This window comes from Micromonospora sp. NPDC051006 (genome assembly GCF_044456245.1).
Classification (GTDB): Bacteria; Actinomycetota; Actinomycetes; order Mycobacteriales; family Micromonosporaceae; genus Micromonospora.
Genome location: NZ_JBITFP010000009.1, coordinates 128,987 through 155,255 on the forward strand (window position 1 = coordinate 128,987; position 26,269 = coordinate 155,255).

General features: G+C 74.2%; 23 protein-coding genes, 5 tRNA genes and 1 pseudogene. 14 read left to right on the forward strand and 15 right to left on the reverse strand.

All coding sequences use genetic code 11. From position 1 onward, the window contains the following. Both ACIBBA_RS16870 and bioB read right to left on the reverse strand, forming a co-directional pair. The gene (locus tag ACIBBA_RS16870; protein ID WP_396698116.1) at positions 1 to 222 is read right to left on the reverse strand and encodes a hypothetical protein; all 222 of its coding nucleotides are present in this window, start codon (positions 220 to 222) and stop codon (positions 1 to 3) included. Positions 223 to 233: 11 nt separating this feature from the next. Next, the gene (bioB, locus tag ACIBBA_RS16875) at positions 234 to 1,229 is read right to left on the reverse strand and encodes a biotin synthase BioB (protein WP_396698118.1); all 996 of its coding nucleotides are present in this window, start codon (positions 1,227 to 1,229) and stop codon (positions 234 to 236) included. A gap of 259 nt (positions 1,230 to 1,488) precedes the next feature. On the opposite strand from bioB, the gene ACIBBA_RS16880 reads away from it, so the two are divergent. From ACIBBA_RS16880 to ACIBBA_RS16895, 4 genes are read left to right on the forward strand one after another with little or no spacing between them, the layout of a single operon-like run. After that, positions 1,489 to 2,625 (forward strand): 8-amino-7-oxononanoate synthase, encoded by a 1,137-nt coding sequence (locus tag ACIBBA_RS16880; RefSeq protein WP_396698120.1) that lies wholly within the window; start codon positions 1,489 to 1,491, stop codon positions 2,623 to 2,625. After that, complete coding sequence (bioD, locus tag ACIBBA_RS16885) at positions 2,622 to 3,356, forward strand: dethiobiotin synthase (protein WP_357053496.1); 735 nt, start codon at positions 2,622 to 2,624, stop codon at positions 3,354 to 3,356. The genes ACIBBA_RS16880 and bioD overlap by 4 nt, the downstream gene beginning before the upstream one ends. Before the next feature lie 54 nt (positions 3,357 to 3,410). Continuing rightward, positions 3,411 to 4,970, forward strand: coding sequence for a sensor histidine kinase (locus ACIBBA_RS16890; protein ID WP_396698123.1), 1,560 nt, complete (start codon positions 3,411 to 3,413; stop codon positions 4,968 to 4,970). Then, the gene (locus tag ACIBBA_RS16895) at positions 4,967 to 5,644 is read left to right on the forward strand and encodes a response regulator (protein WP_396698125.1); all 678 of its coding nucleotides are present in this window, start codon (positions 4,967 to 4,969) and stop codon (positions 5,642 to 5,644) included. Before ACIBBA_RS16890 ends, ACIBBA_RS16895 begins: the two co-directional genes overlap by 4 nt. Positions 5,645 to 5,654: 10 nt before the next feature. Here ACIBBA_RS16895 and ACIBBA_RS16900 read toward each other — a convergent pair whose 3' ends face one another. The 5 genes and pseudogenes from ACIBBA_RS16900 to ACIBBA_RS16920 all read right to left on the reverse strand — a co-directional run bounded on the left by ACIBBA_RS16900 (position 5,655) and on the right by ACIBBA_RS16920 (position 10,601). Continuing rightward, positions 5,655 to 6,485 carry a polysaccharide deacetylase family protein gene (locus ACIBBA_RS16900; RefSeq protein ID WP_396698127.1) on the reverse strand — a complete coding sequence of 277 codons (831 nt, stop codon included), beginning with the start codon at positions 6,483 to 6,485 and terminating at the stop codon, positions 5,655 to 5,657. A 94-nt stretch (positions 6,486 to 6,579) separates the two neighbouring features. Further along, on the reverse strand, positions 6,580 to 7,401 hold the full coding sequence (locus ACIBBA_RS16905) for an ABC transporter permease subunit (RefSeq protein ID WP_396698129.1): 822 nt from the start codon (positions 7,399 to 7,401) through the stop codon (positions 6,580 to 6,582). Then, positions 7,398 to 8,333 (reverse strand): ABC transporter ATP-binding protein, encoded by a 936-nt coding sequence (locus tag ACIBBA_RS16910; protein WP_396698132.1) that lies wholly within the window; start codon positions 8,331 to 8,333, stop codon positions 7,398 to 7,400. Before ACIBBA_RS16910 ends, ACIBBA_RS16905 begins: the two co-directional genes overlap by 4 nt. A gap of 432 nt (positions 8,334 to 8,765) precedes the next feature. Beyond that, positions 8,766 to 9,931: pseudogene (locus ACIBBA_RS16915) on the reverse strand (cytochrome P450); the annotation flags it as partial. Between the two features lies 1 nt (position 9,932). Next, a complete protein-coding gene (locus ACIBBA_RS16920) occupies positions 9,933 to 10,601 on the reverse strand; it encodes a class I SAM-dependent methyltransferase (RefSeq protein WP_396698134.1) in 669 nt (222 codons plus the stop codon). Between the two features lie 173 nt (positions 10,602 to 10,774). Here ACIBBA_RS16920 and ACIBBA_RS16925 point away from each other — a divergent pair, with 173 nt between their 5' ends. Next, on the forward strand, positions 10,775 to 11,617 hold the full coding sequence (locus ACIBBA_RS16925) for a hypothetical protein (RefSeq protein WP_396698136.1): 843 nt from the start codon (positions 10,775 to 10,777) through the stop codon (positions 11,615 to 11,617). 82 nt (positions 11,618 to 11,699) lie between these two features. Here the strand turns inward: ACIBBA_RS16925 and ACIBBA_RS16930 are convergent, their stop codons facing one another. The 3 genes from ACIBBA_RS16930 to ACIBBA_RS16940 all read right to left on the reverse strand — a co-directional run bounded on the left by ACIBBA_RS16930 (position 11,700) and on the right by ACIBBA_RS16940 (position 16,113). Continuing rightward, positions 11,700 to 14,627 (reverse strand): M36 family metallopeptidase, encoded by a 2,928-nt coding sequence (locus ACIBBA_RS16930; protein ID WP_396698138.1) that lies wholly within the window; start codon positions 14,625 to 14,627, stop codon positions 11,700 to 11,702. Between the two features lie 165 nt (positions 14,628 to 14,792). After that, positions 14,793 to 15,395, reverse strand: coding sequence for a TIGR03086 family metal-binding protein (locus tag ACIBBA_RS16935; protein WP_396698140.1), 603 nt, complete (start codon positions 15,393 to 15,395; stop codon positions 14,793 to 14,795). A gap of 115 nt (positions 15,396 to 15,510) precedes the next feature. After that, on the reverse strand, positions 15,511 to 16,113 hold the full coding sequence (locus ACIBBA_RS16940; RefSeq protein ID WP_357053530.1) for a TetR/AcrR family transcriptional regulator: 603 nt from the start codon (positions 16,111 to 16,113) through the stop codon (positions 15,511 to 15,513). Between the two features lie 300 nt (positions 16,114 to 16,413). Here ACIBBA_RS16940 and ACIBBA_RS16945 point away from each other — a divergent pair. The 4 genes from ACIBBA_RS16945 to ACIBBA_RS16960 all read left to right on the forward strand — a co-directional run bounded on the left by ACIBBA_RS16945 (position 16,414) and on the right by ACIBBA_RS16960 (position 17,873). Further along, a tRNA-Gly gene (locus ACIBBA_RS16945) sits at positions 16,414 to 16,486 on the forward strand. 34 nt (positions 16,487 to 16,520) lie between these two features. After that, positions 16,521 to 16,591, forward strand: a tRNA-Cys gene (locus ACIBBA_RS16950). A gap of 19 nt (positions 16,592 to 16,610) precedes the next feature. Beyond that, positions 16,611 to 16,685: transfer RNA gene (locus tag ACIBBA_RS16955), tRNA-Val, on the forward strand. A gap of 516 nt (positions 16,686 to 17,201) precedes the next feature. Beyond that, positions 17,202 to 17,873 (forward strand): YceI family protein, encoded by a 672-nt coding sequence (locus tag ACIBBA_RS16960; protein WP_396698142.1) that lies wholly within the window; start codon positions 17,202 to 17,204, stop codon positions 17,871 to 17,873. Positions 17,874 to 17,886: 13 nt separating this feature from the next. On the opposite strand, the gene ACIBBA_RS16965 is transcribed toward ACIBBA_RS16960, so the two are convergent. Next, positions 17,887 to 18,621, reverse strand: coding sequence for a GNAT family N-acetyltransferase (locus ACIBBA_RS16965; protein ID WP_396698144.1), 735 nt, complete (start codon positions 18,619 to 18,621; stop codon positions 17,887 to 17,889). Positions 18,622 to 18,705: 84 nt separating this feature from the next. After that, entirely contained in the window at positions 18,706 to 19,686 is a 981-nt protein-coding gene (locus ACIBBA_RS16970; protein WP_396698146.1) for a DUF5937 family protein, read from the reverse strand. A gap of 70 nt (positions 19,687 to 19,756) precedes the next feature. Between ACIBBA_RS16970 and ACIBBA_RS16975 the strand changes: the two genes are divergently transcribed. Then, the gene (locus ACIBBA_RS16975; protein WP_396698148.1) at positions 19,757 to 20,572 is read left to right on the forward strand and encodes an isocitrate lyase/phosphoenolpyruvate mutase family protein; all 816 of its coding nucleotides are present in this window, start codon (positions 19,757 to 19,759) and stop codon (positions 20,570 to 20,572) included. A 142-nt stretch (positions 20,573 to 20,714) separates the two neighbouring features. On the opposite strand, the gene ACIBBA_RS16980 is transcribed toward ACIBBA_RS16975, so the two are convergent. Further along, positions 20,715 to 20,954: a DUF6458 family protein gene (locus ACIBBA_RS16980; RefSeq protein WP_396698150.1), complete on the reverse strand. Its 240-nt coding sequence runs from the start codon at positions 20,952 to 20,954 to the stop codon at positions 20,715 to 20,717. Between the two features lie 158 nt (positions 20,955 to 21,112). Here ACIBBA_RS16980 and ACIBBA_RS16985 point away from each other — a divergent pair. From ACIBBA_RS16985 to ACIBBA_RS16995, 3 genes are all read left to right on the forward strand, one after another. Further along, a tRNA-Gly gene (locus tag ACIBBA_RS16985) sits at positions 21,113 to 21,185 on the forward strand. Positions 21,186 to 21,236: 51 nt separating this feature from the next. Then, positions 21,237 to 21,311 (forward strand) — tRNA-Val (locus ACIBBA_RS16990). A gap of 160 nt (positions 21,312 to 21,471) precedes the next feature. Next, the gene (locus ACIBBA_RS16995; protein WP_396698152.1) at positions 21,472 to 22,476 is read left to right on the forward strand and encodes an NAD-dependent epimerase/dehydratase family protein; all 1,005 of its coding nucleotides are present in this window, start codon (positions 21,472 to 21,474) and stop codon (positions 22,474 to 22,476) included. A 99-nt stretch (positions 22,477 to 22,575) separates the two neighbouring features. Here the strand turns inward: ACIBBA_RS16995 and ACIBBA_RS17000 are convergent, their stop codons facing one another. After that, positions 22,576 to 23,544 carry an Acg family FMN-binding oxidoreductase gene (locus ACIBBA_RS17000; RefSeq protein WP_396698154.1) on the reverse strand — a complete coding sequence of 323 codons (969 nt, stop codon included), beginning with the start codon at positions 23,542 to 23,544 and terminating at the stop codon, positions 22,576 to 22,578. 210 nt (positions 23,545 to 23,754) lie between these two features. Between ACIBBA_RS17000 and ACIBBA_RS17005 the strand changes: the two genes are divergently transcribed. Continuing rightward, positions 23,755 to 24,393 carry a response regulator gene (locus ACIBBA_RS17005; RefSeq protein ID WP_396698156.1) on the forward strand — a complete coding sequence of 213 codons (639 nt, stop codon included), beginning with the start codon at positions 23,755 to 23,757 and terminating at the stop codon, positions 24,391 to 24,393. A 141-nt stretch (positions 24,394 to 24,534) separates the two neighbouring features. On the opposite strand, the gene ACIBBA_RS17010 is transcribed toward ACIBBA_RS17005, so the two are convergent. Beyond that, positions 24,535 to 26,211 (reverse strand): GAF domain-containing protein, encoded by a 1,677-nt coding sequence (locus ACIBBA_RS17010; protein ID WP_396698262.1) that lies wholly within the window; start codon positions 26,209 to 26,211, stop codon positions 24,535 to 24,537. Positions 26,212 to 26,269 lie beyond the last annotated feature (58 nt).

The following is a 26,269-nucleotide window of genomic DNA, read 5'->3' on the forward strand; positions in this document are numbered from 1 at the left end:
TCAGCCCCGGATCTCGCCGTGCTCGACGCAGACCGCCGACCAGCCGACCGGCAGCACCTGCACCTTCATCCGGCGACGGCAGTGTGCGCAGAACCGCGGCGGCTCCAGCGCCCGGGCCCGGGCGCACGCGCCGTGCGCGCCGACCCCGGCCGCCTCACCGCAGCGGTCGCACCAGGTCGGCGCCGTGCCGTTCGTCACCGCCGACCCCGCAGCGTCCGTCACCGTCGAACTCCTCACAGCGTCGCGGAGAGCGCCTTGACCGGCATCTTCAACTCGTCCAGCATGGCCAGGTCCTCGGTGGCCGGCCGGCCGAGCGTGGTGAGGTAGTTGCCGACGATCACGGCGTTGATGCCGCCGAGCAGGCCGTCGCGGGTGCCCAGGTCGCCGAGGGTGATCTCCCGGCCGCCGGCGTACCGGAGGATGGTGCGCGGCATGGCCAGCCGGAACGCGGCGATCGCCCGCAGCGCGTCCTTGCCCTCGACCACCGGCTGGTCACCGAGCGGGGTGCCGGGGCGCGGGTTGAGGAAGTTCAGCGGCACCTCGTGCGGGTCAAGTTCGGCGAGCTGCGCGGCGAACTCGGCCCGCTGCTCGACGGTCTCGCCCAGGCCCAGGATGCCGCCGCAGCAGACCTCCATGCCGGAGTCGCGGACCATCCGCAGCGTCTCCCACCGCTCCTCCCAGCTGTGCGTGGTGACCACGTTCGGGAAGAAGGAGCGGCAGGTCTCCAGGTTGTGGTTGTAGCGGTGCACGCCCATGTCGACCAGCTCGTCGACCTGCTCCTTGCTGAGCATGCCGAGCGAGGCGGCGACCTGGATGTCGACCTCGGCCTTGATCGCGGCCACGCCCTCGCGCATCTGCTTCATCAGCCGGGCGTCCGGGCCGCGCACGGCGGCGACGATGCAGAACTCGGTCGCCCCGGTCGCCGCGGTCTGCTTCGCCGCCTCGACCAGCGAGGGGATGTCCAGCCAGACCGAGCGCACCGGCGAGGTGAAGAGCCCGGACTGCGAGCAGAAGTGGCAGTCCTCCGGGCAGCCGCCGGTCTTCAGCGACACGATCCCCTCGACCTCGACCTCCGGACCGCACCAGCGCATCCGCACCTCGTGGGCGAGCTGGAGGGCGGCGGGCAGGTGCTCGTCGGGCAGGTTCAGCACGGCGAGGACGCCGGCCTCATCGAGGCCGACGCCGTCACCCAGGACCTGGGTGACGGCCTGGTCGAGGATCTCTGGCATGGCTCGTACCCTACAAGGCCGGCTGGGCGGCGGACACGAGCGCGCCCGCCGGTGGCCCGGCCGTCGAGGCGGCGAGTCCGGTCCGCGCGCGCTGGCGCCGGTCGGGTCGGCGGCGCCGCGACCGGGCGGTGGGCAGGCTGAAGTTTGGTTGAGGTCAACCACACGTACCGAGTGGATGCGCCGGCCCGCTGGTGGCGGGTGGTAATTTCGCCCGGCGGGACGGTCGGCTCGACCGGCGCGGGCGTTGGGGAGGGTGACGGTGGCGGACTGGCTGGCGGCGCTCGACCGCCGCGCCGAGCTACGGGCGAAGGCCGGGCTGACCCGGCGGCTGCACCCGCGTCCGGCCGGGGAGGCGGTCACCGATCTCGCCGGCAACGACTACCTCGGCCTGGCCACCCATCCGGAGGTCGTCGCCGCGGCCGCGCGGGCGCTCTCGGCGTACGGGCTGGGTGCGACCGGCTCACGGCTGGTTCGCGGTTCCACCGACGCCCACCACGCGCTGGAGGACGCGCTCGCCGACTGGCTCGGCGCCGACCGGGCGCTGGTCTTCTCCTCCGGCTACCTGGCCAACCTCGGCGCGCTGCGCGCCCTGGTGCAGCCCCGTACGCTGCTCGTCTCCGACGCGCACAACCACGCCTCGCTGATTGACGGCTGCCGGATCTCCGGCGCCGAGACGGTGGTCACCCCGCACGCCGACGTGACCGCGGTGGCCGCCGCCCTCGCGGTGGCACCGGGCCGGCCGGCCGTGGTGGTCACCGAGTCGATCTTCTCCGTCGACGGCGACCTCGCCCCGCTGGCCCGGCTGCACGCGGTCGCCCGCCGCTACGGCGCCCTGCTGCTCGTCGACGACGCCCACGCGCTCGGCGTCACCGGCCCGGCCGGCGCGGGCGCGGTGGCCGCGGCCGGGCTCGCCGGCCAGCCGGACGTGGTGGTGACCGCCACCCTGTCCAAGGCGCTCGGCGGCGCGGGCGGCGTGGTCGCCGGTCCGGCCGAGTACGTCCGGCACCTGGTCGAGACCGGGCGGACCTTCATCTTCGACACCGCGCTGCCGCCCGCGGTCGCCGCCGGCGTGCACGCCGCGGTCGTCCTCGCCCGCGCGGGCGACCCGCTCCGCGCCGAACTGGCCGAGCGGGTCGCGCTCGCGGTACGGCGGCTTCGCGACGGCGGTCTGACCGTCTCCACGCCCGACGCCGGGGTGGTCTCGGTGACCGCTCCCGGCCCGGAGGCGGCGACGGCGTGGGCCGCGCACTGCCGGGACCGGGGCGTGGCGGTCGGTTGCTTCCGGCCGCCGTCCACCCCGGACACCCGCTCGCGCCTGCGGCTGACCATCAACGCCGGGGTGCCCCGGGCCGACTTCGACCGGGCCCTGGACATGATTCTGGAGTGTGCGCCATGAGCGCGGGTGTGCCGTGGCGGGGGACAGTCGTGGTGACCGGCACCGACACCGAGGTGGGCAAGACGGTGGTGACCGCGGCGATCACCGCGGCCGCGCAGGCCGCCGGGCTGCGGGTGGCCGTGGTCAAACCCGGCCAGACCGGTACGGCGACGGGTGAACCCGGCGATGTGGACTCGGTGCAGCGGCTGGCCGCCCCGCTCACCGGCCGCACCCTGGCCAGCTACCCGGATCCGCTCGCCCCGCTCACCGCGGCCCGGGTGGCCGAGCTGGAGCCGCTGGAGCTGTACACCGCGGTCGACGCCGTCCGTGAGGAGGCGGAGAAGCACGACCTGGTGCTGGTGGAGGGGGCCGGCGGTCTGCTCGTACCGATGGGTCTGCGTCCCTCCGGCGAGCCGTGGACGGTGGCCGACCTGGCCGTCTCGCTCGGTGCGCCGGCGGTGGTGGTGGCCCGGGCCGGGCTGGGCACGCTCAACCACACCGCGCTGACCATGGAGGCGCTGGACCGCCGCGCGGTGCCCGCCGGGGTGGTCATCGGCGCGTGGCCGAACGCGCCGGAACTGGTGCACTGGACCAACCTCAGCGACCTGCTGCCGAACCTGCTCGGCGCCCTGCCGGCCGGGGCCGGCGCGATGGACCCGGGAGTGTTCCGGCGCTCCGCGCCCGGCTGGCTCACCCCGGCGCTGCACGGCGTGCTGGACGACTGGCGCGCCTGGGCCGAGGAGATCGGCTGAACACCTGACTTTCGTCGGTGCCCGCTCCGTCCGGCGGTGGGTAGCGTGGCCGCCGTGACCAGCTGGAGGTGGGTGCGCGAGGCCCGGCACGCGATGGCCGATCGGCCGCGCGTGGCGCGGGACGTGCTGCTCTGGGCGGTGCTCGCCGCCCCCGTCGGGTACGCCCGGATCACCCCGCCCCACTCGTGGCGCGCGCTGTGGCTGCTGGTCGGCGGGCTGCTGCTGCTCACCGCGGCGGTGGCGGTGAGCCGGAGGCGTCCGCTGGCTGCCCTCGTGCTGGTGGTGCTCGGCTCACTGGTGGACGGCAACTTCGTGTTCGCCATCCCGGTCTTCAGCTACCTGACCGGGCGGCGCAGCGCCGGCGCCGGCCCGGCCGCGGTGGTCTTCGCCCTGATCGCGGCCGGCGGCACGGCGCTCAACCTCGGCCTGCTCGGCTCCGGCCCGGCGACCTGGTTCCTGCTCGCCTCGGTGCTGCTCTTCGCCGGGGTGTTCCCGTGGCTGGTCGGCCGCTACCGGCGGCAGCAGCACGAGCTGGCCGAGGCGGGTCGCCGGCACGCCGACGCCCTGGTCCGCGAGCAGCGCGGCACCGCCGAGCGGATCCGGCTGCGGGAGCGGGCCCGGATCGCGCAGGAGATGCACGACTCGCTGGGACATGAACTCAGCCTGATCGCGCTGCGGGCCGCCGCCCTGGAGGTCGCCGCCGACCTCGACCCGCGGCACCGGGGCGCGGCGGGGGAGTTGCGGGCCAGCGTCGCCACCGCCACCGAGCGGCTGCACGAGATCATCGGTCTGCTCCGCGAGGAGGGCGGCGCCAGCTCCACCCGGCCGTCCGACGAGACGGTCGCCGACCTGGTCGACGGCGCCCGCGAGGCGGGCATGGTGATACACCTCGACGACGCCCTGGACGCGCCGCAGCTGCCGGCGCTGACCGGGCACGCCGCGCACCGGGTGGTACGCGAGGCGCTGACCAACGCGGCCCGGTACGCCCCGGGCGCGCCGGTCGAGGTGCGCCTCTCCCGCGCCGGTGACCGGGTCGAGGTCGCCGTCGTCAACGCCCCGCCGCAGGCCGGGCCGCCGCCCGTCGGCAAGTCGCACGGCAGCGGACTGCTGGCGCTCGGCGAGCGGGTACGCCTCGCCGGCGGGACGGTGGCGGCCGGTCCGTGTCCCGACGGTGGTTTCGCCGTGCGGGCCTGGCTGCCGGTCACCGGCCCGACGCCGAGGCCCGCGACCGGTCCGGCGGACGAGCGGGTGGACTCACCGGTGGTCCCCGATTCGCCGGGGCCGGAGCTGCGCGAGGCCCGCCGGCGGGTCCGGCGCAGTCTGCTGGTGGCGTTCGGCGCGCCGGCGGGGCTCGCGCTCGCCCTGTCGCTGATCTACTACCCCATGGCGACCGCCGGCACGGTGCTCGACCGGGCGACCTTCGACGGGATGCCACTCGGCGCGCCCCGGGCCGACCTGCCGGGGCTGCCCCGCCGCCAGCTCGACCGGCCCACCGGAGCCGACCAGGCCGGCTGCGAGTACTACACCGACGGGAACTTCCCCCTGGCCCAGCCGACCTGGCGACTCTGCTTCGCCGACGGCCGGCTGATCAGCAAGGAGCGGATCGACCAGTGAGCACCGACAGCGCCGAGGACGTCCCGGTCCGGGTCGTCCTGGCCGACGACGAGGCGATGATCCGGGCGGGTGTTCGGGCGATCCTGGCCGCGGACCCGGGGATCGAGGTCGTCGCCGAGGCGGGCGACGGCCGCGCGGCGGTGGAGCTGGTCCGGGCGCACCGACCCCAGGTCGCCCTGTTGGACATCCGGATGCCGAGGTTGGACGGGTTGAGCGCGGCCGCGGAGATCCGCCGCCTGGTGCCGCAGACCGCCACGATCATGCTCACTACCTTCGGCGAGGACGACTTCGTGGCCCGGGCGCTCGGGCACGGGGCGAGCGGCTTCCTGCTCAAGTCCGGCGATCCGCGCGAGCTGATCGCCGGGGTGCACGCGGTCGCCGACGGCGGGGCGTACCTGTCGCCGCGGGTGGCCCGCCGGGTGATTGAGCTGGGCGGCGGACGGCTGGCTCGGCGACCGGCGGCCCGCGAGCGGACGGCCGGCCTGACCGACCGGGAGCGGGAGGTGCTGGCGCTGGTCGGAGCCGGGCTCTCCAACGCCGAGATCGCGCGCCGGCTGTACCTGGTCGAGGGGACCGTGAAGGCCTATTTGACCAGCATCTTCACCCGGCTGGAGGTGCGTAACCGGGTGCAGGCGGCGATCGTCGCTTACGAGGCGGGGCTGGTCGAGCAGTGACCGCGCCCGGTCAGTTCACGTAGTCCTCCAGCAGCGCCGGGGTGAGCCCGGAGCGGTAGATGGCCTTCAGCGCCCCGAGCAGGTCGTCCATCAGCGCCGGCCGGAAGTGCATCAGCAGCACGTCGCCGGGCTGCACCACCTTCGTCGGGGTCTGGTAGCGCACCTTGCCCTTGTCGACGGTCTGGCTCCAGTGGAAGACGGCCTTCATGCCGCAGTCGTGCGCGGCCCGCAGCGTGCTCGCGTCGCGGTTGCCGAACGGTGGGCGGAACAACGTCGGCCGCTTGCCGAACAGCTCCGCCAGCTTCTCCGCCGCCCCGCAGATCTCGTGCTTCTGGAAGGCGTACGACCGGCCCGACAGCGACGTGTGGGTGATCGTGTGGTTCTCCACCACCCCGCCCGCGGCCTCGATCTGCTTGAAGTAGTCGGTGTGCGCCGCCGCGGCCGGGGAGTTCAGGAACATGGTCACCGGGATGCGCGCCTCCCGGATGAAGTCGATCGCGGCGGGCGGCCGGGCCAACCCACCGTCGTCGATGGTGATGAAGGCGACCTTCTGCTCGGTGGGTACCCGGTGCCAGAACGGGGCCGCGCCGCTCGCGGGCAGCGGCACCCGCTGCGGGGGCGGGGCCTCGGGGAAGTCCGGGACCTGGGCCAGGTACCAGGCCAGGCTCTTGTAAGCGGGCGGCACGCCGGCCGACGGCGAGGTCGACGGCGTCCCCGTCCGCCCCGCCGAGGGCTGGGGCGGGGCGGACGGGCCGCGCTGGTCCGCGGTGAAATGGCGAGCGGTGTACGTGGGGCGGGCCGCGCAGCCGGTCACGGCGAGCAGAGCCAGGAGCGGGAGCACGGCAAGGAGGCGACGAGCGGGGGCGGATGGCACGCCGGCAACCTATCGGGCGAAGGTGAAGATCTGTCAGCCGGACGCCCCGGGCCCGGCCGGTTCAGGCGTCCCGGCGGCGCAGCGCGGCCCGGCCGAGCACGAGCGCGGCGAGCGCCCAGCCGGCGAGCAGCAGCAGCCCCACGACCGCCGGATAGGGGTCGGTGTCGCCGGCCAGGAAGTGTCCGCCGGCCACCCCCGGGAAGCCGTCCGCGACCCGGTTGAGCACGGTGATGTCCGGCTCCTGGAGCGAGAGCGGCACGATCATCAGGACGGCGACCAGCACGGTCAATGTGAGCACCGCGCTGCGCAGGGCGGCGCCCAGGCCGAGCGCCAGCACCCCGATCAGCGCCAGGTAGCCGGCGACCGCGAGCACGTCCCGTGCCGTGCCGGCCGCCGGGGCGGTGCCCCACTCGCCGAGCACCGGCCGGGCGACCAGCGCGCCGACACCGCCGACCAGCAGCCCGACCAGGAACGTCACGGTCCCGGTCACCACGGCCTTGGCCAGCAGTACGCGCCCGCGCGACGGCGTGCAGCGCAGCGTCGTACGGATGGTGCCGCTGGTGAACTCGCTGGTGATGGCGAGCAGCCCGAGCGCCAGCACGGCGTACTGGGTCAGCTCCATCGAGCCGATGACGATGTGCCCGACGGTGACGATCCCGGCGTCGTCGGCCGGGTCGTCGTTGGTGTTCGCGTTGGCCGCGTAGATCGCCAGTTGTCCGGCGGCGGCCACGGTCAGCACCAGCGCCGCCAGCAGCGTCCACCAGGTGCTGCGCACCGACCAGAGCTTGGTCCACTCGGCGGCGACCGTGCCGCCGAAGCCGGCGAACCCGGCCGGCCCGGTGGGACGCGTGGTGGGTCGGGTGCGGGTGAGGGTGCTGCTCATCGGGCGGCCTCGCTTCCGGTCGGTACGCCGGCGTACTCGACGCTGTCGGCGGTGAGTTCCATGAAGGCCTCCTCGAGCGAGGCGCCCTGCGGGCTGAGTTCGTGCAGCCGCAGCCCCAGCTCGTAGGCCAGGTCACCGACCCGGTCGACGCCGGCGCCGGTGACGGTCAGCTCGTCCGGGCCGGTCGCGTCGACGCCGGCCCCGGTGGCGGTGAGCCGCCCGGCGAGCGCGGCCAGCCCGTCGGGGTGCGGGCTGCGGACGCGGACCGCGACCGGGCTGCCCGCGACCACCTCGTCGACGGGCGCGTCGGCGAGCAGCCGCCCCCGGCCGATGACGACCAGTTGATCGGCGGTGAGCTGTACCTCGCTCATCAGGTGGCTGGAGACGAAGACGGTGCGGCCCTGCCCGGCCAGGGACCGCATCAGCTGCCGGACCCAGCGCACCCCGTCCGGGTCGAGCCCGTTCACCGGCTCGTCGAACATCAGCACCGCCGGGTCGCCGAGCAGCGCGCCGGCGATGCCGAGCCGCTGGCCCATGCCGAGCGAGAGGGTGCGCCCCGGCTTGGCCGCGGCCCGGTCGTCCAGCCCGACGGCGGCGAGCACCTCGTCGACGCGGCGGGCCGGGATGCCGTTGCTGCGTGCCATCGCCAGCAGGTGCGCCCGGCCCGAGCGGGCCGGGTGGATCGCCGTCGCGTCGAGCAGCGCCCCCACCTCGTACAACGGGTGCCGCAGCTCCCGGTACGACCGGCCGCCGATCAACGCCTGCCCGGCGCTGGGCCGGTCCAGGCCGAGGATCATCCGCATGGTGGTGGACTTGCCGGCTCCGTTCGGGCCGAGGAAGCCGGTGACCCGGCCGGGCGCGATGTCGACGGTCAGGTCGTCGACCGCGGTCGTCCCACCGAACCGTTTCGTCAACCCACGTAGTGTGATCATGCGCTGACGCTAGGCGCGCGGGCCGCCGTTTCGCCGTGCCCGAACGGCACCACGGCACCCTGACTTTCGTCAGCCCCGGGCCGGGTCGAGGGTCGCCGCCGCCTCCGTTCGTTCGCTCGCTCGCTCGCTCGCGATGCGAGCCGGGTCGAGGCGCTGCCGGCTGTCGAACTGCCCCATATCTGGGCCGGTGTCGGGAGCGCCGGGTGGCCGCCGCGTCGGATTCGGGGGCCGTGCCGGGATGGGCCGTTGCGTCGGACCAGCTCCGGGCGGTGCACCATCTCCTGCCCGGTCGGCCACCTACTCGGACATGGGGCAGTTCGACAGGAGCACGTGCCTGGTGTCGGGTCCGCTCGGCTGGCTGCTCGCCCCGGGTGGACCCGTGTCGGCCGGCCGGGGCCGTGCAGATGGTGGCGGTCGCTCGGTCGCGCCGACCCGGCGGACGACGAAGGCGTCGGGCATCCGGAAGGTGAGGTTGTCCGGGCACCACGGCGGTCGGACGACCGTCACCCCGTCCAGCAGCGGCGCGGCCTCGGCCACCACCACGGCCGCCTCCATCCGGGCCAGCACGTCGCCGACGCAGCGGTGCGCGCCGGCCCCGAACGCCAGGTGCCGGCGTGAACCGCGCTGGCCGGGGCGGAACTCGTCGGGCGCGTCCACGGTCGCCGGATCGCGGCCGGCCCGGGCCAGCCAGAGCACGACGCTGCTGCCGGCCGGCACCGTCGTGCCACCCAGCGTGGTGTCCACCGTCGCGACGCGGCGCCAGGTGACGATCGGCGGTTCGAGCCGCAGCCCCTCCTCGACCACGTCGGCGACCGCGACCTCACCGGCGCGCAGCCCGGCCCGCACCGCGGGCTCACCGGCCAGCCGGTGCAGCAGCAGAGTGAGGAACTGCGAGGTGGTCTCCTGCCCGGCCACCAGCAGGAAGAAGAGCGCGCCGACGACCACGTCGGGCGAATGCCCGGCCGCGCGCAGCTGGGCGGCCAGTCCGCCGCCGGTCGCCGCGAAGCCGCGGAGCACCCCGTGGAACCGCCCGACCTCGGTGGCGAGCGCCAGTTGCCGGTCGGCGTCCAACGGCGCCCAGAACAGCTCCAGGGCCGCACGGGCGAACTCCTTGACCGCACCGACCGGCGCGTCCGGCAGTTCGACCAGCCGGGCCAGCACCAGCAGCGGCAGGTCGGCGGCGAGTTCCGCGTAGAGGTCGACCGGCTCGCCGGTGTCGAGCGTCGCGCTCAGCCGGGTGACCCGCTCCCGGACCAGCGCGGTGAGCCAGGGACGCTGCGCGGCGACCCGGGAGGGGTGCAGCGCGTCGGCGACGATGGCCCGGATCTCCGGATGGCTGGCCCCGGAGTTGTTCGCCAGCGTCGGCGGCAGCCGGAACCGGTGTCCGGCCAGCACCCGCAGCGCCGTCACCGGCATCGGGGTCACCGCGTCGAGCGCGTTGTCCGGCCGGAAAGTGACCGGGTCGGTGAGCACCTGGCGGACCAGCGCGTGCCGGGTGACCACGAGATGCTCCACGCCGACGTGGTCCGCCACCCGGGCCACGTCCGGCCACCTGGTGTCGGCGACCTGCGCCCAGCTGCGGAACAGCACGCCGACACGCTAGTCGGCGGCCTTCGGCAGGCCGGGCCGCAGCTGCCAGACCGTGGTGCGCTTCACCCGTACGGTCTCCAACGCCGGCGGGACCGGCACCTCGTAGACGGCCAGCTCGTCGAAGCGGTCCCGGGGCAGGAACGCCCGGCCGGGGTCGCCGACCAGCACCAGCGCCCCGGCGCGGGCGGCGCGCAGCAGGAACCGCAGCACCCGGTTGGCCATCGCCTGGCTGTAGAAGACGTCCCCGGCGAGCACCACCTGCGCGTCGCCGGCGTCGCCGTCGAGGATGTCGGCGAACTCGGCGTCGACGCGTACCGCGTTGGCCTCGGCGTTGAGCGCCACGGCCGCCACCGCCAGCTCGTCCACCTCGACGGCGCGGACGGCGGCCGCGCCGGCGCGGGCGGCGGCGATGGCGACCAGGCCGGAGCCGGAGGCGAGGTCGAGCACCCGGCGCCCGGCGACCAGCTCCGGGTGGTCTGTCACGTAGCGGGCGAGCGCCTGGCCGCCGGCCCAGGCGAAGGCCCAGAACGGCGGCGGCCGGTCGCTGCTGAACTCACCCTCGGTCAACTCCCAGAGCCCGATGGGCTCGTCCGCCTGGTGCAGCCGCACCTCGGGGACGAACGCCACCGGGGTGAGCCGGGCGTGCAGCCGGACGAAGGCGCTGGAGAGTTCGGGCATCCGGCGATTCTCTCCCACCGCGTTTCGCTCGCGTGGAGAGAGTGTCGGGTGACCGGTTCACCACGTTCGGTGAAATCAGCCCTTCTCCTTGGCGACCGGTGCGAAGACACCCGTCTGGCCCGCCCACCCCGGTGCTCCTAGCGTTCCCGGGAGGGACGAGGAGAAGTGAGGCGGTGGTGATCGTGTGGCGGTACGCGCTGCGGCTCGGGGTGGTGCTGGCCTGCGTTACCGGGGCGGCGCTCGCCCAGGCCGGGCCGGCGCAGGCCGCCTTCAGCACCCGGCTGAGCGGGCTGCCGGAACGGTTCACCGCCGGCGGCGAGGTCCGTACCGTCTCCGCCGTGGTGTCCCGCACCGACGGCGGCTGCGTGAAGGTGCGCTGGTCGCTCGTGCTCACCGTGCGGGACATCCGGCTGGACCAGGTGAAGGTGGACCGGGTGGAGGAGGACGGGTCGTTCCCGCTCCAGATCCGCACCGACGGCGACGTGGCCCGGCTGACCGACCGTCAACTCGACCCGGGCACGCTCTGTCCGGGTCGGACGGTCACCGCCCGCTACCGGGTGGCCTTCGCCGAGGACATCGACCGCGGCCGGGTCACCCTCGCCGCGGAGGCGTACGACGCCCGGCTGCGGCTGCTCTCCCGGCAGGCCGCCACCCGGACCGTGGTCGGCGCCGAGGCGACGCCGAGCGAGTCGGCACCGGAACCGACCGGGAGCGTGGCCGAGCCGACCGAGCCGGCGAGCGCGGGGGGCGACGAGGAGACCGGGGCGAGCGAGGAGCCGCTGGCCGCGGAACCGGCGGCCGGAGCGGGCCGGTCGGTGTCCGGGTCCGGGGGCTTCGGGACGGTGCAGGCCGCCTTCCTGCTCGGCGGGCTGCTGCTCTCCCTCGGGCTGGGTCTGCTGCTGCGGCTGCGGCACCTGACCCGTACGTCCGGCGCCGCGGACGAGGACGAGGCGGTGCCGGACGGCCGGTGGCCCAGCCCTGGCGGCTACCGCAGGCGGGAACCCGTCCGCTGGTGAACGGCCGCCGGCCCGGGCGGAATCCGCCCGGGCCGGCGCGAGGTGCGTCGCCGGGGCCGGCCGTGGCCGACCCCGGCGGGAGTCACTTCGAGAACGCCTGGAACTCGGCGATGCGGACCTGGTCGCGTGCCGGGCTGGCGGTCGCGCAGTCGGTCGTGGTCGCAGGGTCGTTGTCCTGCTCACCGGCGTACGCGGGACCGCCCGTGCACTGGCTGTCCAGCACCTCCAGCCGCAGGTGGGTGGCGAGGGTGGTGGGCACCGGGAACGAGCGCAGGTTGATGTCCCGGGTGTACGCCCGGTACGCCCCGCCTGGGAAGGCGTCCGCCGCGCTGGTGTGGATCCGCCGGAAGTTCGCCGGGTTCGCGCAGTCGGTCGTCTTCGCGTTGCAGGCCAGCACCGCGAACGACCGCAGCGCGCTGAGCGCGTTCTGACTGCCGGCGTCGGCGTCCCCGGTGATCGCAGGGCGCAGCATGGCGCTGACGTTCACCCGCTTCACCACCTGCGGCGCGTCCCCGGGCAGCGCCACGGTGACCTGCTTGCCGGTCACCCCGTCCAGCGCGGCCCAGTTCGTCGCCTCGGTGTCGTCGCCGAGCCGGTCCAGGTTGACCCCGTCGCCGCTGATCGTGGCGCCGGAGGCCGTCGAGGCGAGGTTGCGGCTCATCCGCAGGTCGATGTAGCCGTCATGATCGGCCTTGGCGACCACGCTGAGCCGCTGGTGCCCGAACCCAGGCGCCACCGCGAGCAGGTCGTACGTGCCGGCCACCAGCTCCACGGTGTCCGGCAGCGGGGTAGCCGGGTCGGTGTCCGCGATCGGCGTCGCCCGGGCCTCGTACACCCCGACGTAGAGCCGGATCGGCGCCTCGGCGCTGTCCCCCCGGGGGCGGAGGGTGAACGTCGCGTTGCCGCCCTGCGGCGCGGCGAAGCTCGGCGTCGGGTCGGTGTCCGCGGCGCCGTTGGTGACGGCGTCCCGGCCCATCCCGGAGCGGGCGAACTCGGCCCAGATCAGGTCCTGGTTCGCGCCGCCGAAGCGGAGCTGGTCGGCGGTCAGCATGTTGTCACGCATGTCGAGCATGCTGACCTGGCTCGCCGCCTGCAGCAGGAACGAGTCGAAGACCAGCTGCGACCAGCGCCGGTTGCCCGGGCACTTGTCCGCGGCCACCTTGCCCTGCGCGCACTCCAGCTGCCGCTGGGGCGTGCCGAGGCCGTACCGCTTCACCAGGGCGGAGCGGACGCGGTAGTTGGTCGCGCCCCAGATCTCCCCGTCGGCGTGCACGGCCGGGCCGCCGGTGTTGTAGCCGACGTCGGAGTAGTTCAGCGGGCTGCGGCTGAGGTCGTAATTCCGGATGCCGCTGACCAGGTTGCCGGTGACGTAGCCGCCGATGATGAACGGCGTCTCGCCGGGGGCGCGCAGGTTGTGCTGGAACAGGTACTCGGCGGCGAGCAGGTCGCTCCACGACTCACCCATCGACCCGCCCTGGTGGCCGCCGATCCCGCTGTCCGGGCCGGCGATCATCCGGTTGCTGATCGCGTGGGTGTACTCGTGGCCGATCACCGTCATGTCGTAGTCGCCGTCGACGCAGGGCGGGTAGGGCCCGCCGGCCTGCGGCTGCCACAGGTACATGTTCGTGGTGGGCGGCAGGCCGTCGCGCGGCGTGCCCTGGTTGGCGTTGTTCCGGTTGCCGCTGAGCGCGCCCTGCTGGGCCCGACCCTGCTCGGCGTCGTTGCCCAGGCCGTCCGGGGTCAGGTTGACCGCCTGCAGGTTCCAGGCCGACTCGGTGAAGCCCAACTGGTATGCCCAGTCGTGCATCCGGTTGTGCATGGCGAAGAGGTTGCTGATCGCGGCGTCCGCGTCGTTGCGCTGGGCGGAGGTGAAGACCTCCGGGTTGCACTTCGACTGGTGCCACTGGTCGGTGAACGGGTACTCGTAGCGCCGCTCCGGGCTGGTCGTGGCCGGCACGGCCGGGGTGCCAGCGCCCCAGGAGACCACGTTGTTGGCGGAGTTGCCGCGCGAGGTGAAGGTCGGCGTGCCGGTGGCCAGGTCGACGTCCCACGGCTGGCCGCTGGCCGGGTCGCGGAACGCGGCCTGGCAGCCGGGCGCGGGGTCGCCGCACCAGCGGACCCGCGGGTCCTGACCCGGGCCGAGGTCCCGGGGCGGGGTGGCCGGGAAGACCGCCCAGCTCGGATTGTCCGAGTCGAAGTCGACCAGGTCCTCGCGGACCAGCACCCGCCCGGTGATCCCGTCGACGTACGTGGTGAACGCCGCCGGGTGGTCGGTGTCCGATCCGATGAGGGTGACCTCGTAGGCGCTGCGCGGACCCTCCAACGGGGTGGGTACGGCGACCGCGCGGACACTGTGGCTGGCCACGCCGGCGGCGTCCAGCCCGGCGTCGGCGAGCGCGGCCGCGTACGCCTGCTCCTCGGTGAGGGTGGCCGGCGCGGGGGCCGCGGAGTCCCGGGCGAGCGAGGAGCTGACCGAGATGACCTTCCCGCCGGTGACCGCGACGGTGACCAGACCGTCGTGCCCGGCGGGCAGGTCGCCGAAGCGCTGTCGGAGGGTGACGACCGCGCCGCTGCCGATCGGGCGGACCAGCACCCTCTCCATCTCGGCCACCGCTGCGGCGTCCAGCCCGAAGAGGTCGCGCTTGTCGGCGAGGTAGGCGCGGGCGGCGGCCTCCGGGTCGGCGGGCAGTCCGGTGGCGAGCGGTGCGCTGCTGGGGCCGAGCGCGTGCGGGGTGCCCAGCCGGTTCCACCGGACGTCCGGGTCGGCCTGGCGGGCGAGCCCGCGCTGGCGGGCGTCCGGGGCCGCCGTGCCGGCCCGGTTGTCGACGTCGGCGTGCTGGTGTCCCTCCGCGAACGGGCCGGAGCGACGTTCGGCGGACGCGGCACCGGCCGGCGCCGCGGCGCCGACTCCGGTGGGCAGCAGGGCGGCGACCACCGCGCTCGCCGCCAGGACGGGAATGAGCCGGCGTCTAGGCCGGCTCATCCAGGTTGACCACTCCGGGTGCGGCACAGGACCTCCTCGTGGGAGCGGGATGGCCGGCACACCGCCGGCCCCACGCTGCGCGATCACGCATGCGCATCTGTGGATACCAGCCCACTCGGTCGGGGGACAAGGCCCAGGCCACTGCGGGATGAGATGCCGCCGCTCCGCCGCCTCCTGCGGAGGGGGTCCGGTTCAGTCGGCGGGGGCCCAGTTCGGGTCACGGCCGAAGGCGGCGAGGAGCCGATCCTGCTCGTCGGCGCCCGGGGGCAGCCCGACTTCGGAGCGGACCAGCTGGTCGCGCCGGTAGTCGCCGACCCGCCCGGTGAACCAGCGCGCGCATTCGCGGACCGCGTCGGGGTCGAGCCGGGGCTCGGCGCCGATGGCCACGGCGAGGTCCCAGCCGTGGATGAGGTGCTCGGCGAGGAGTTGGTGCAGGTACTCGGCGGCCGGCGTCTCCCCGGCGGAGAGGTGCACGGTGCGCTCGATCGCCCCGGGGTGGGTGGCGGCGATCTCGGCCTGCGCCGCGGCGTCGCGGGCGGCGGCGATCGGGTCGTCGCCGAGCTGGTCGCCGTCGAACCGGTCACCGACCTCCGCGATGGTGCGGCCGGCGAGCAGTGGGACGCTCCACCGGTCCTCGCTGACCACGTGGTTGACCAGCGTCCGGACGTCCCAGTCGGGGCAGGGGGTCGGCTCCGACCACTGCCCGGGGCCCACCTGGTCCACCCGGTCGGTGAACTCGGCCAGGCTGCGGCGGTACGTCTCCAGCAGGTCCATGCCGTCGATTGTTCCGGCCATCTGGGCGAGATAAGCGATTTTGCCTGCTTCGTACCAGGTTGGCCAGTCGCGATCCACCGGGTCGGTCAACAGGCTCGCCCGCGTCGTCGGGTCGGCCCGTCCGCTCGTGGCGGCGTCAGTCCAGCTCGGTCGGGTCCAGCCCCAGCTCCCGGGCGGTGACCAGGCGTACCCACTCGGTGAACTGTCGCCGGGAGATGACCCGGTCGTGCACCGCCAGCTGCACGGCCAGCCCGTCCATCACCGCACTGATCCGCCAGGCGGCACCCGCCGGGTCGGCGCAGTCAAAGGTGCCCTCCCGTACGCCGTCGGCGATGACCTCGGCGAGGTCCTCCCGCCACCGCAGGTCGAGCCGCCGGGAGACCCGCTCCAGCTCGGGCGTGCGCAGCGACTCCGACCAGCCGTCGATCCACATCGACCAGGACGTCGGGCGCCCGGCCGGGGTGTAGAGCTTGATGATCCGGCGGAGCTTGGTCAGCGGCGGGGCGGCGGAGCGGACCACCGCGTCCAGCCGGGCCAGGTCCTGCTCGACCGCGTACGCGAAGGCCTGGGCGAGCAACCGTTCCTTGGTCGCGAAGTGGTAGAAGACCAGGGCCTGGCTCACCCCTGCGGCCTGCGCGACGTCGGCCGTCCGGGTGTTGGCCAGGCCGCGTTCCGCGATCACGTCACAGGCCGTGCGCAGCAGGGCATCCAGGCGGATCTCGGCCGCACGTCTCGTCACGACGGTTACCGTAACCCATCGGCATGAACACGGGCAGTTACCGTGATGGCCTGAATCGCTGCGAGAACAGTCGGAAGCCGGACACTTCTCACCGGCTCTGGCCAGGTCATCCTCCTCCCATCATCGGCTCGTCGGACTTCAGTCCAGTCTCCTAGGAAGCCTTAGGGAGGTCGCCCCTCCGCACGGGCTGCGGGGAATCGGCCGGAACGGGACGGGACGCGCCGAGAGGCACCCCGAGTTGGCAACCGTTCCGCGGCTCGGCTAGAGTTCTCATCCGTCACCGGGAAACGCCGATGACACGCGGACGTAGCGCAGCTGGTAGCGCATCACCTTGCCAAGGTGAGGGTCGCGGGTTCGAATCCCGTCGTCCGCTCGGAGCTGCCGCCACGCATGACGGGGGCAACCTCGGTGGGGTGGCCGAGAGGCGAGGCAACGGCCTGCAAAGCCGTGTACGCGGGTTCAAATCCCGTCCCCACCTCGGCAAGACGAACAGACGCGGGCGATTGGCGCAGTGGGAGCGCGCTTCCTTGACACGGAAGAGGTCACTGGTTCAAACCCAGTATCGCCCACCAGATAGGCACAGCTGGACGGCTCGTTACCGGTAACCGGTAGCGGGCCGTTTTGGTTTCCGCGCCGGCACCGCACGCCGCCGGGCAGAATTCGGTTGGCGCCTTATGAAACTGTAACGGTGGGACCACTATCGGTGCTCCGCCGAAAAACTGCCGATTGCGCTATCGGGTCGTCCAATCAATTCGCTTATTGCCGACCCGGCTTATTCGGGTGAGATTCTTCACGCAGGCGTCCGCGTCACAGTTGCCAACCGGCTTTCCGGCATCGACGCCGAGCGACGCGCGCCCTGATCGGCGGGGGTCGCAATCCCTTTGTTGGCTTGGGAATCGGCGCGATCCGGCGCCATCCGGCGTCCTCTCCGGAAAGCGCGACGTCCGTGGGCGTCGACTCGTCGCCGTGCAAGAGACGCGATCTTGTCACGCCTATCCTGAGGACGGGGGGAGTGTCCACGGCCATCGCGGCAGGTGGCGGCGTGGGCAGCCAGACGGACCCCGAGGTTCAGGGAAAGGCAAAGAAAAATGACGGGTCCCGCCACGCGGAACTGGGACGGCCTGACGGTCCCGGCCTCCGGCACCTATCTGCTCGACCAGGCGCACAAGCGGATCGGTTTTGTCGGCCGGCACATGATGGTGAGTCCGGTGCGTGGCGAGTTCACCGAGGCGGAGGCCCAGATCGTCGTGGACGACGACCCGTTGCGCTCTTCGGTGACCGCCACCATGCGCTCGGCGAGCATCGTCACTGGGCACGACGATCGGGACGTGCACCTGAAGAGCGCCGATTTCCTCGATGTGGAGCGCTATCCCACGCTCGAATATCGCAGCACCGGGGTCAAACTGCAGGACCAGACCGACTCGATTTTCTACTGGGCGCGGCTGCGCAGCAGCAACCGGCTGGTGGGTCGCCGCGGCGGAGTCGACCTCGCGTCGCAGCCGGCCCGCACCTCGGGGCGGTTCGTGCTCACCGGAGAGTTGACCATCAAGGACATCACCCGGCCCGTCGATCTTCAGGTGGAGTACGGCGGGGCCCGGCGTGACCCCTATGGGCAGGACATCTTCGGGTTCACCGCGCGAGCCGAGATCGAGCGCGAGGACTACGGGCTGCTCTGGAACGTCGCGCTGGAGGGCGGCGGCGTGCTGGTCGGCAAGAACGTGCGTATCGAGATCGCCGGCGAGGCGATCCGCCAGTCGTGACCGCGGCCGCGGGTCAGAACGACAGCAGCCGGAACGTGCCCACGGTGCGGAAGCCGAGGCGCCCGTAGAGCGACTCACCGGCGGCGCTCGAGGTGAGAGCGGCGGTGCGTACGCCCCGCTCGCGGGCCAGGTCGAGCGCCGCCGCCGTCATCGCCGCGCCGACGCCCCGGCGGCGGTGCTCGGGCTGGGTGCCGACGAAGTAGAGCGTGACCAGGCCGTGGCTGAGCCAGGCGACCGCCGTCCCGGCGATCCGTCCGTCGTCGAAGCGCCCGGCCAGCCTGATCACCGTGCCGTCTGCGGTGAACGCCTTCTCCCGGTCGATCGCGGTCGGCACGCCCTCCGGCGGGACTCCGGAGACCCGGGCGTAGGCGGGGACGAACTCGTGCGGGTCGGTGCTCTCGCTGATCCGCAGCCCGGCCGGCGTGGGCGCGACGGTCGCCTGGTCGATCGTCGTGGTCATGATCGGCAGGCGGGCGACCTCGACGGCGCCGAGGGAGAGCAGGCCCTCGGCCGTGCCGGGGTCGCTGTCCGGGCCCGCCCACCAGATCCGCGACACGCCGTGCAGGCGGTGGCGGGCCTCGACGAGCGCGTCGCGCGGCGCACATCCGGTCACGCGCAGCACGCCGTTCAGGGGCGCGTGCGGCACCTCGCTGCGGTAGGTCAGCAGGTCCGGGCCCCCGACGGTGCCGATGTTCCAGCCGAGGAGATAGGCCCGGTGCGCGGCGAGCACCGTGTCGAGGGACTCCATGAGTTGGATCTTAACGCGGGGTCGAACCCGGCTGACCAGCGACAACGCGTCGTCTCGCGCCGGGTCGCCAAGGAATACGCGGCCTCAGCCGGCGGCGGAGAGCAGCGCCTCGGCGAGGTCGGTACGGGAGCTGAGCAGTGCCCGGCCCCGCCGGTGGGTCACCACCAGACCGGCCGCACGTAACGAGGTGAGGTGCTGGGAGACCCCGCCGGGTGACATCCCGGTGCGCCGGGCCAGCTCGGTGGTGCTCACCGGCGAGGCCAACTCGGTGAGCAGCCGGGCCCGCCCCCGGCCGATCACCGCGGCCAGCGCGTCCGGGACGGCGCCCGGGCGCTCCCAGAGCGCGCCGAGGCCGCGGGCCGGATAGGCGAGCTGCGGTACGTCCCCGGCGGAGACGCTCAACACCGACGGCCAGACGAAGACCGAGGGGACCAGCACCAGACCCGGCCCGCTCGCAACGTCCGGGGCCAGGCAGTGCCGCTGCGCGATCAGCAGCGTGTCATCCTCCCAGCGGACCTGCTGGTGCAGGTCGTTGAGGAGCCCGGCCGCGCCGTCCTCGGCCAGCCGGCGGGCGCGGGCGGCGATCTCGGTGTCGAGCAGCAGCCGCAGCCGGGGCCACTGCGGGGCGAGGGCGATCCGCCAGTACGCCTCGATCTCCTCGGCCAGCCGGCGCAGCCCGGCCGGCGGGTCGGCGTACAGGGCGGCGACGGCCGGGGCGCGGTCACCCGGGCAGAGGTCCAGGTGGGCCCGGACGGTGTCCGCCGGGGTGGCGCGCAGGGCGTCGAGTTCGGCGGCCAGGTCCGCGTTGAGCCCGGCGGGCGGCGGGGTGAGGAAGTCGGCCAGGTAGCCGGGCGGCGCCGGCACGAGCTGCCAGAGCAGCCCGCCGTCGGGGCCGACCAGCCCGGCACCGGTCAGCTGCAGACGGACCCGGCGTACCCACGGCAGGTGGATCGCGTGGTCCCCGGGGTCGCGCAGCACCCGGACGCTCGCGACGACCTCCCACAGGCAGGAGACCGCGAACCGGATGCGGGCGACGGCGCCCGCCGACAGGCCGATCGCTACCACGGCACCCCCGGTGGATTCAGCTGGGACTGAAACATTACTGCGGCGCGGTGGGGTGGCCGAGACTTGCCGGGTGAGCGAACACCACACCCGAGCCGAACTGTTCCGATCCCTGCACACCCCCGGGTCGCCGCTGGTCCTCGTCAACGCCTGGGACGCCGCGAGCGCCCGGATCGTGGCGGCTGCGGGGGCCCGCGCGGTGGCCACCACCAGCGCCGGCGTCGCCTGGAGCCTGGGCGCCGCCGACGGCGACGTCCTCGGTCGCGACGCGGCCGTCGACCTCGTACGCCGGGTGGCCGCCGCGGTGCCGCTGCCGGTCACCGCCGACATCGAGTCCGGGTTCGGCGCGACGCCGGACGAGGTCGCCGCGACCGTACGGGCGGTGATCGCGGCCGGTGCCGTCGGCGTGAACGTCGAGGACGCCCGGCGCGACGCCGGAACGCCGCTACGCGACCTGCCCGACCAGTGCGCCCGGCTCGCCGCCGTCCGGGCCGCGGCCGACGCGGCCGACCTGCCGCTCTACCTCAACGCCCGGATCGACACGTTCCTCAGCGGCACCGGGGGCGTCGACGAGACCGTGGCCCGGGCCAGCGCCTACCTCGCGGCCGGCGCGGACGGCATCTTCGTGCCCGGGGTGGTCGACCCGGAGACCGTGGGCGCGCTGGTGCGGGCGATCCCGGCCCCGCTGAACGTGCTCGCCGGCCCGGGTGCGCCGCCGATCGCGGAGTTCGCCCGGCTGGGCGTGGCCCGGGTGAGCCTCGGCTCGGCGATCGCCGAGGCCGCGTACACGGTCGTCCGCCGGGCGGCGGACGAGGCGTTCGGCGCGGGCACGTACGGCGCGCTGGCGGATGCCCTCGACTACGGCACGCTCAACGCGCTGATGCGCTGAGCGGCGGCCCGGTCCCGGATGGCCGCTACCGTGCCGGGCCGTCGGGCCGGGCGATCAGGCGCGGCGGGCCGGCCACCTAGGTCGAGGTGGCCGGCCCGGGCGGGTCAGCGTTCGGTGCCACCGGCGAGGGCCGGCGGTGTGGTCACAGCGGAGGGGCGACGTCCCGCCGCTCCTCGACCCGCCGGTACTCGACCGGCTCGCTGGTGGTGACCACCTCGCGTCGGCGACCCCAGACGAGCGTGGTCATGATGAGACCGAGCACGCCGGCCGCCATCAGGATCCAGCCGACGACGTCGAGGTTGATGCCGCCAAGGCTCGCGTCGAGCGCGAAGGTGAGGATCGCGCCGACCGCGATCAGGAAGATGCTGGTGCCGATACCCACGACAGCCTCCTTCTCCTGGGGATGTGGATGTGGTGCGCTGTCGAAGGGCTTCAGTACCCCGCCGTTGAGCAGCGCAACCATGCCCGGCCGGGTCGCCGCGCCGGGCGATCTTGGCATCGGGTAGAGTTCCACCCGTCGCCGGCTGACGCCGGCGGCACGCGGACGTAGCGCAGCTGGTAGCGCATCACCTTGCCAAGGTGAGGGTCGCGGGTTCGAATCCCGTCGTCCGCTCGCGACCCGCCCCGACATGTGCCCGGCTTACCGGGCGTCGGCGGTGACCACGGGCGATTGGCGCAGTGGGAGCGCGCTTCCTTGACACGGAAGAGGTCACTGGTTCAAACCCAGTATCGCCCACCACCTGTACCGACACTTTGATCGGCTCGTCACCGGACCTGCGGTGACGAGCCGTTCTGCTTGTGCCGACTGCTGCCGACGGCTCCGGGTGTTCTGCCGACGGCAGATCCGCTCACCGTGAACATCGCGCCGATCCGTGCCCGTCAGCGGGCACAGTGGCCGGATGAGACTTCTGGTGCTGGGTGGTACGGGCTTCGTGGGCGGCGCGACGGTGGCGGAGGGGCTGCGCCGGGGTTGGTCGGTGACGGTCTTCAACCGGGGGATGCACGGGACGGTGCCGGCGGGCGTACACCGGCTGCGGGGTGACCGGACCGCGCCCGGCGGCCTGGCCGCACTGGCCGGCGGCGAGTGGGACCTGGTGGTGGACACCTGGGACGGCGCGCCGCGCGTCGCCGGCGACGCGGCCCGCGCGCTGGCCGGGTCGGTCGGGCACTACGTGTACGTGTCCAGCGGTTCGGTCTACGCCGAGCCGGTCGAGCCGGGCTCGGACGAGGACGCGCCACTGGTCGAGGCCGCCGCGGACGCTCACGACGGTGACTATCCGCGCAACAAGGCCGGCGCCGAGCGGGCGCTGCGCGAGGTCCTCGGCGAGCGGGTCCTGCTCGCCCGGGCCGGGTTGATCCTCGGCCCCGGGGAGGACATCGGCCGGTTGCCGTGGTGGCTCGGGCGGATCGCCCGGGGCGGCGACGTGCTGGCCCCCGGCCCGGTCGACCTGCCGCTGCAGTACATCGACGTGCGCGACCTGGCGGCCTGGCTGCTGGACGCGGGCGCGCGGGGGCGCGGCGGAGCGTTCAACGTGGTGAGCCGGACCGGCCACGCCACCATGGGCGAGCTGCTCGACGCCTGCGTCGCCGTGACCGGCTCGGACGCCCGGCTGCGCTGGACCGCGCCGGAGCCGATCCTGGCCGCCGGCGTGGTGCCCTGGAACGATCTGCCCATCTGGGTGCCGCTGGGCCACGAGTACCGCTGGTTGCAGGAGCGCGACGTCGAGCGCGCGCACGCCGCGGGACTGACCTGCCGCCCGCTGGCTGAGACGGTCGCCGACACCTGGCGGTGGCTGGGCGAGGTGGGCACCGTGCCGCCGCGCGCCGGCCGCCCGGCCCGGTCCCCGGTCGGCCTGGACCCGACCCGCGAGGCGGCGCTGCTCGCGGCCATGCCTGCGGCCTGACCGGTCCGGGGTTGACCGGCAGGACGAATGCGCGGCGGGCCGACCGACGGGGGCGGTCCGCCGCGGTGGCGGAACACACCACGGCGCGGCCGGTCCGGCTCAGGGCGCCGGCAGGTCGAGCACCTCGTCGACCGGGCGGCGCGGGGTCGGCCAGCCCGGCTGGCCGTACCCGATCCGCAGCACCATCTGCGGGGTGCCGAAGCGGCCCAGCGAGAGCCGCAGCTGCTCGCGCGCGGTGTGCACCTCGATCGGTTGGGAGAGCAGCGACGCGCTCAGCCCGGCGTCGGTCGCGGCGAGCAGCACCCGCTGCAACGCCTGCCCGGCGATCACCTGGTCGATCGCCGTGTTGCCGACCGAGCCGAGCACCGCCACCAGCGGCTCCGGTTCGAAGTCCCGCCCGGGCGCCCGGTCCCGCCCGCCGAAGCCGCGGGACGGCAGCGGGTCGTGCGGCTCGCCCCGCGGCCCGCCGGAGGCGACCGGCACCCCGTCGGGCGCGGGCGTCACGCGGACCCACTCGTCGCGTTCGGCCCGGTAGCCCGGGTCGCGTTCGAGTACCCGGTGGGCGCCGCGGGCGATCTCGGCGAACGCCGCCACCGCGCTCACCCCGATCAGCAGCTCCAGCCAGCACTGTTCGGCGCGGGCCGCCTCGCCGAGCCGCCAGCGGGCGTCGGCGGGCACCGGGTCCGGCCAGAACGGCGCGCGGTTGCTGAACCGGCGGGGAATCGCCGCGTACAGAGCCTGCTCGGCGGGGGTGGGTCGGCGCGGGGTCTCGGGGTGCAGCCGGGCCAGCACGTCCGGCTCGGCCGGGTACGGGCGCAGCCGCACCGAGGCGGGGATACCCGCCACGGCGAGCGCGAGCCGCAGGTTGAACAGCGCCGCACCGCAGGCGATCCGGACGCCCCAGCCGCTCGGGTCGGTGGCCGGCAACCGGCGCGCCGGGTCCGCCAGCACCTCGATCCCGCCGTCGCGCAGCCGGAACCGCCAGGGCTGGCTGTTGTGCAGGGAGGGCGCCCGGACGGCGTCCGCGGCGGCAGCCCGCAGCTGCGCGGCGGTGTAGCGGGTCTCCATGATGCTGCTCCCTCGGGGCTCGCCGAGCTGGTCGTCGCGGCCGGTGACGATGCGCCGGCCGGATGGTGCAGCTCCACGGTGCGCCCGGCGGCCGGCGGCGGGCAGGGCCGGACGTCCCGACCGACCGGGACCGACCGACCCGCCGCAGGTCAGCCGGGTCGGGACCTTCGGCCCGTGCGGCACCCGGTGGGCAGCGGGTAGAAACGAGGGATGATCCGGGTGTTCCTGCTCGACGACCACGAGGTCGTCCGTCGTGGCCTTGCCGACCTGCTGACCAGCAGCGGCGACATCGAGGTGGTCGGTGAGTCCGGCTCCGCGCCGGAGGCGACCCGCCGCATCCCGGCGCTACGGCCGGACGTGATGATCCTCGACGCACGGTTGCCCGATGGCAACGGCATCGACGTGTGCCGGGACGTCCGCGCCGTCGACTCCGGCATCAAGGGGCTGATCCTCACCTCCTACGAGGACGACGAGGCGTTGTTCGCCGCGATCATGGCGGGCGCGGCCGGATACGTGCTCAAGCAGATCCGCGGCACCGACCTGGTCGACGCGGTACGCCGGGTGGCGGCCGGTCAGTCGCTGCTCGACCCGGCGATCACCACCCGGGTGCTGGAGCGCATCCGCAGCGGGGTGGAGCAGCCGCGGGAGCTGAAGTCCCTCACCGACCAGGAGCGGCGGATCCTGGAGTACGTGGCCGAGGGGCTCACCAACCGGGAGATCGCCGGGAAGATGTTCCTGGCCGAGAAGACGGTGAAGAACTACGTGTCCAGCGTGCTGGCCAAGCTCGGGCTGGAGCGCCGCACCCAGGCCGCCGTGCTCGCCACCCGCCTGCTCGGCCAGCGCCGCTGAGCGGCGCCGAACGGAGCGGTCCCCGCTCGGGCTGAGCGCGGTGGCGACGCCCTGTGCGCGCGATACCTCAGAGGCATCAATATGCCGCTGAGGTATCTCGCTCCGGCGCACCCCGCCCGGTCACGCCGGTTCGACCCGGCCTCAGTCGCGCAACGGGGCCGACCAGCGCAGCTCGGTGCCGCGCGGGTGCGCCGCCCGCAGCGTGAACTCGCCGCCGTGCCGCTCGGCGCGTTCGCGCAGGTTGACCAGGCCACCGCGGGCGGCGGACGGTTCGCAGCCCACCCCGTCGTCGGTGACGGTGACCGTCACCTCGCCGGCGTCCACCCGGACGGCGACGGCCACGTGGTGCGCCTGCGCGTGGCGGACCGCGTTGGAGAGCGCCTCCCGCAGCACGGCGGTGAGCTCGGATCGCAGCGCGTCGGGTACGGCGCTGTCGACCGGCCCGGTCAGCTCCAGGCTGGGCCGGAAGCCCAGCGACTCGGCGGCGAGCTCGACGGCCTCGCGGATCTCGGTGCGCAGCGCGGCGGTCATCGGGGTACGCAACTCGAAGATGGTGCGGCGGATGTCCTTGATGGTGGCGTCCAGGTCGTCGACCGCGGTGTTGATCCGCTTGGCAAGCTCGGGTCGGGCGCTCATCGGGGCGGCGCTCTGCAGTTGCAGGCCGGTGGCGAAGAGCCGCTGGATCACCACGTCGTGCAGGTCCCGGGCGATCCGCTCGCGGTCCTCCAGCACCACCAGCAGCTCCCGCTCCTCCTGGCCGCGAGCCCGCTCCATGGCCAGCGCCGCCTGCCCGGCGAAGCTGCCCAGCATGGCCACGTCGTCGTCGGTCGCCACGCCGCCCCGCTCCGGCCGGTGCGCGATCACCAGCACCCCGTGCAGGGTGTCGGCGGTGGTCAGCGGGGCGATCACCGCTGGCCCGGTGCGCAGCAACGCGGGCCACGGCGCGGCGTGGGCCAGGTCGTCCACCTGGTCGTGGCGGCCGGCGGCGGCGGCCGCGCCGAAGCTGGTCTCCGCGGCCGGCAGGACGGCCCCGACCAGCGCCCGGGCGGGCTCGTCGGCGCCGTCGACCACCTCGACCGTGAAGACCTCGGCCTCGGGGTCGTACAGCAGCACCAGCGCGAGCTCCGCCTCGGCCACCTCGCGGGCGCGGCGGGCCACCAACGCCAGCGCGTCGGTGCGGCGCACCTCACCGAGCAGCACCGAGGTGATCTCCGCGGTGGCGGACAGCCAGCGTTCCCGCCGGTGGGCCAGCGCGTAGAGCCTGGCGTTCTCGATCGCCACGCCGGCGGCCGCGGCGAGCGCGACGACGATCTCCTCGTCGTCCTCGGTGAACTCCGCGCCGCCTTCCTTCTCGGCCAGGTAGAGGTTGCCGAAGATCCGCTCGCGGATGCGTACCGGCACGCCCAGGAAGCTGTGCATCGGCGGGTGGTTCGCCGGGAAGCCGTAGGAGCGCGGATGTTTGGTGATGTCGGGCATCCGCAGCGGGCGCGGCTCGTCGATCAGCAGGCCCAGCACTCCGCGACCGTGCGGCAGGTCTCCGATCTTCGCGTGCAGCTCGGGGGAGATGCCGTGCACGATGAAGTCGTGCAGCAGCCGGTCCGGGCCGACCACGCCGAGCGCGCCGTAGCGGGCGCCGACCAGCTCGCAGGCGGCCTGCACGATCCGCCCCAGGGTGCTGCGCAGGTCGAGGTCGGTGCCGATGCCGACCACGGCGTCGAGCAGGGCGCGTAGCCGTTCCCGGCTGGCGACCACCTCGCCGACCCGGTCCAGCATCTCCTGGAGCAGCTCGTCGAGGTGCACCCGCGACAGCGGGCTCAACCCGAGTGACGGCGTCGGTCGGGACTCGGGCCGGGGGTGCGGGGTGCGCGGTGCCACC

What these genes read in the sequence shown, in the direction of transcription:
- bioB (WP_396698118.1), bottom strand. Translation starts at nt 1,229, where the DNA reads ATGCCAGAGATCCTCGACCAGGCCGTCACCCAGGTCCTGGGTGACGGC.
- bioD (WP_357053496.1), top strand. Translation starts at nt 2,622, where the DNA reads ATGAGCGCGGGTGTGCCGTGGCGGGGGACAGTCGTGGTGACCGGCACC.
- ACIBBA_RS16905 (WP_396698129.1), bottom strand. Translation starts at nt 7,401, where the DNA reads ATGAGCAGCACCCTCACCCGCACCCGACCCACCACGCGTCCCACCGGG.
- ACIBBA_RS16910 (WP_396698132.1), bottom strand. Translation starts at nt 8,333, where the DNA reads ATGATCACACTACGTGGGTTGACGAAACGGTTCGGTGGGACGACCGCG.
- ACIBBA_RS16920 (WP_396698134.1), bottom strand. Translation starts at nt 10,601, where the DNA reads ATGCCCGAACTCTCCAGCGCCTTCGTCCGGCTGCACGCCCGGCTCACC.
- ACIBBA_RS16935 (WP_396698140.1), bottom strand. Translation starts at nt 15,395, where the DNA reads ATGGCCGGAACAATCGACGGCATGGACCTGCTGGAGACGTACCGCCGC.
- ACIBBA_RS16960 (WP_396698142.1), top strand. Translation starts at nt 17,202, where the DNA reads ATGACGGGTCCCGCCACGCGGAACTGGGACGGCCTGACGGTCCCGGCC.
- ACIBBA_RS16965 (WP_396698144.1), bottom strand. Translation starts at nt 18,621, where the DNA reads ATGGAGTCCCTCGACACGGTGCTCGCCGCGCACCGGGCCTATCTCCTC.
- ACIBBA_RS16995 (WP_396698152.1), top strand. Translation starts at nt 21,472, where the DNA reads ATGAGACTTCTGGTGCTGGGTGGTACGGGCTTCGTGGGCGGCGCGACG.
- ACIBBA_RS17000 (WP_396698154.1), bottom strand. Translation starts at nt 23,544, where the DNA reads ATGGAGACCCGCTACACCGCCGCGCAGCTGCGGGCTGCCGCCGCGGAC.
- ACIBBA_RS17005 (WP_396698156.1), top strand. Translation starts at nt 23,755, where the DNA reads ATGATCCGGGTGTTCCTGCTCGACGACCACGAGGTCGTCCGTCGTGGC.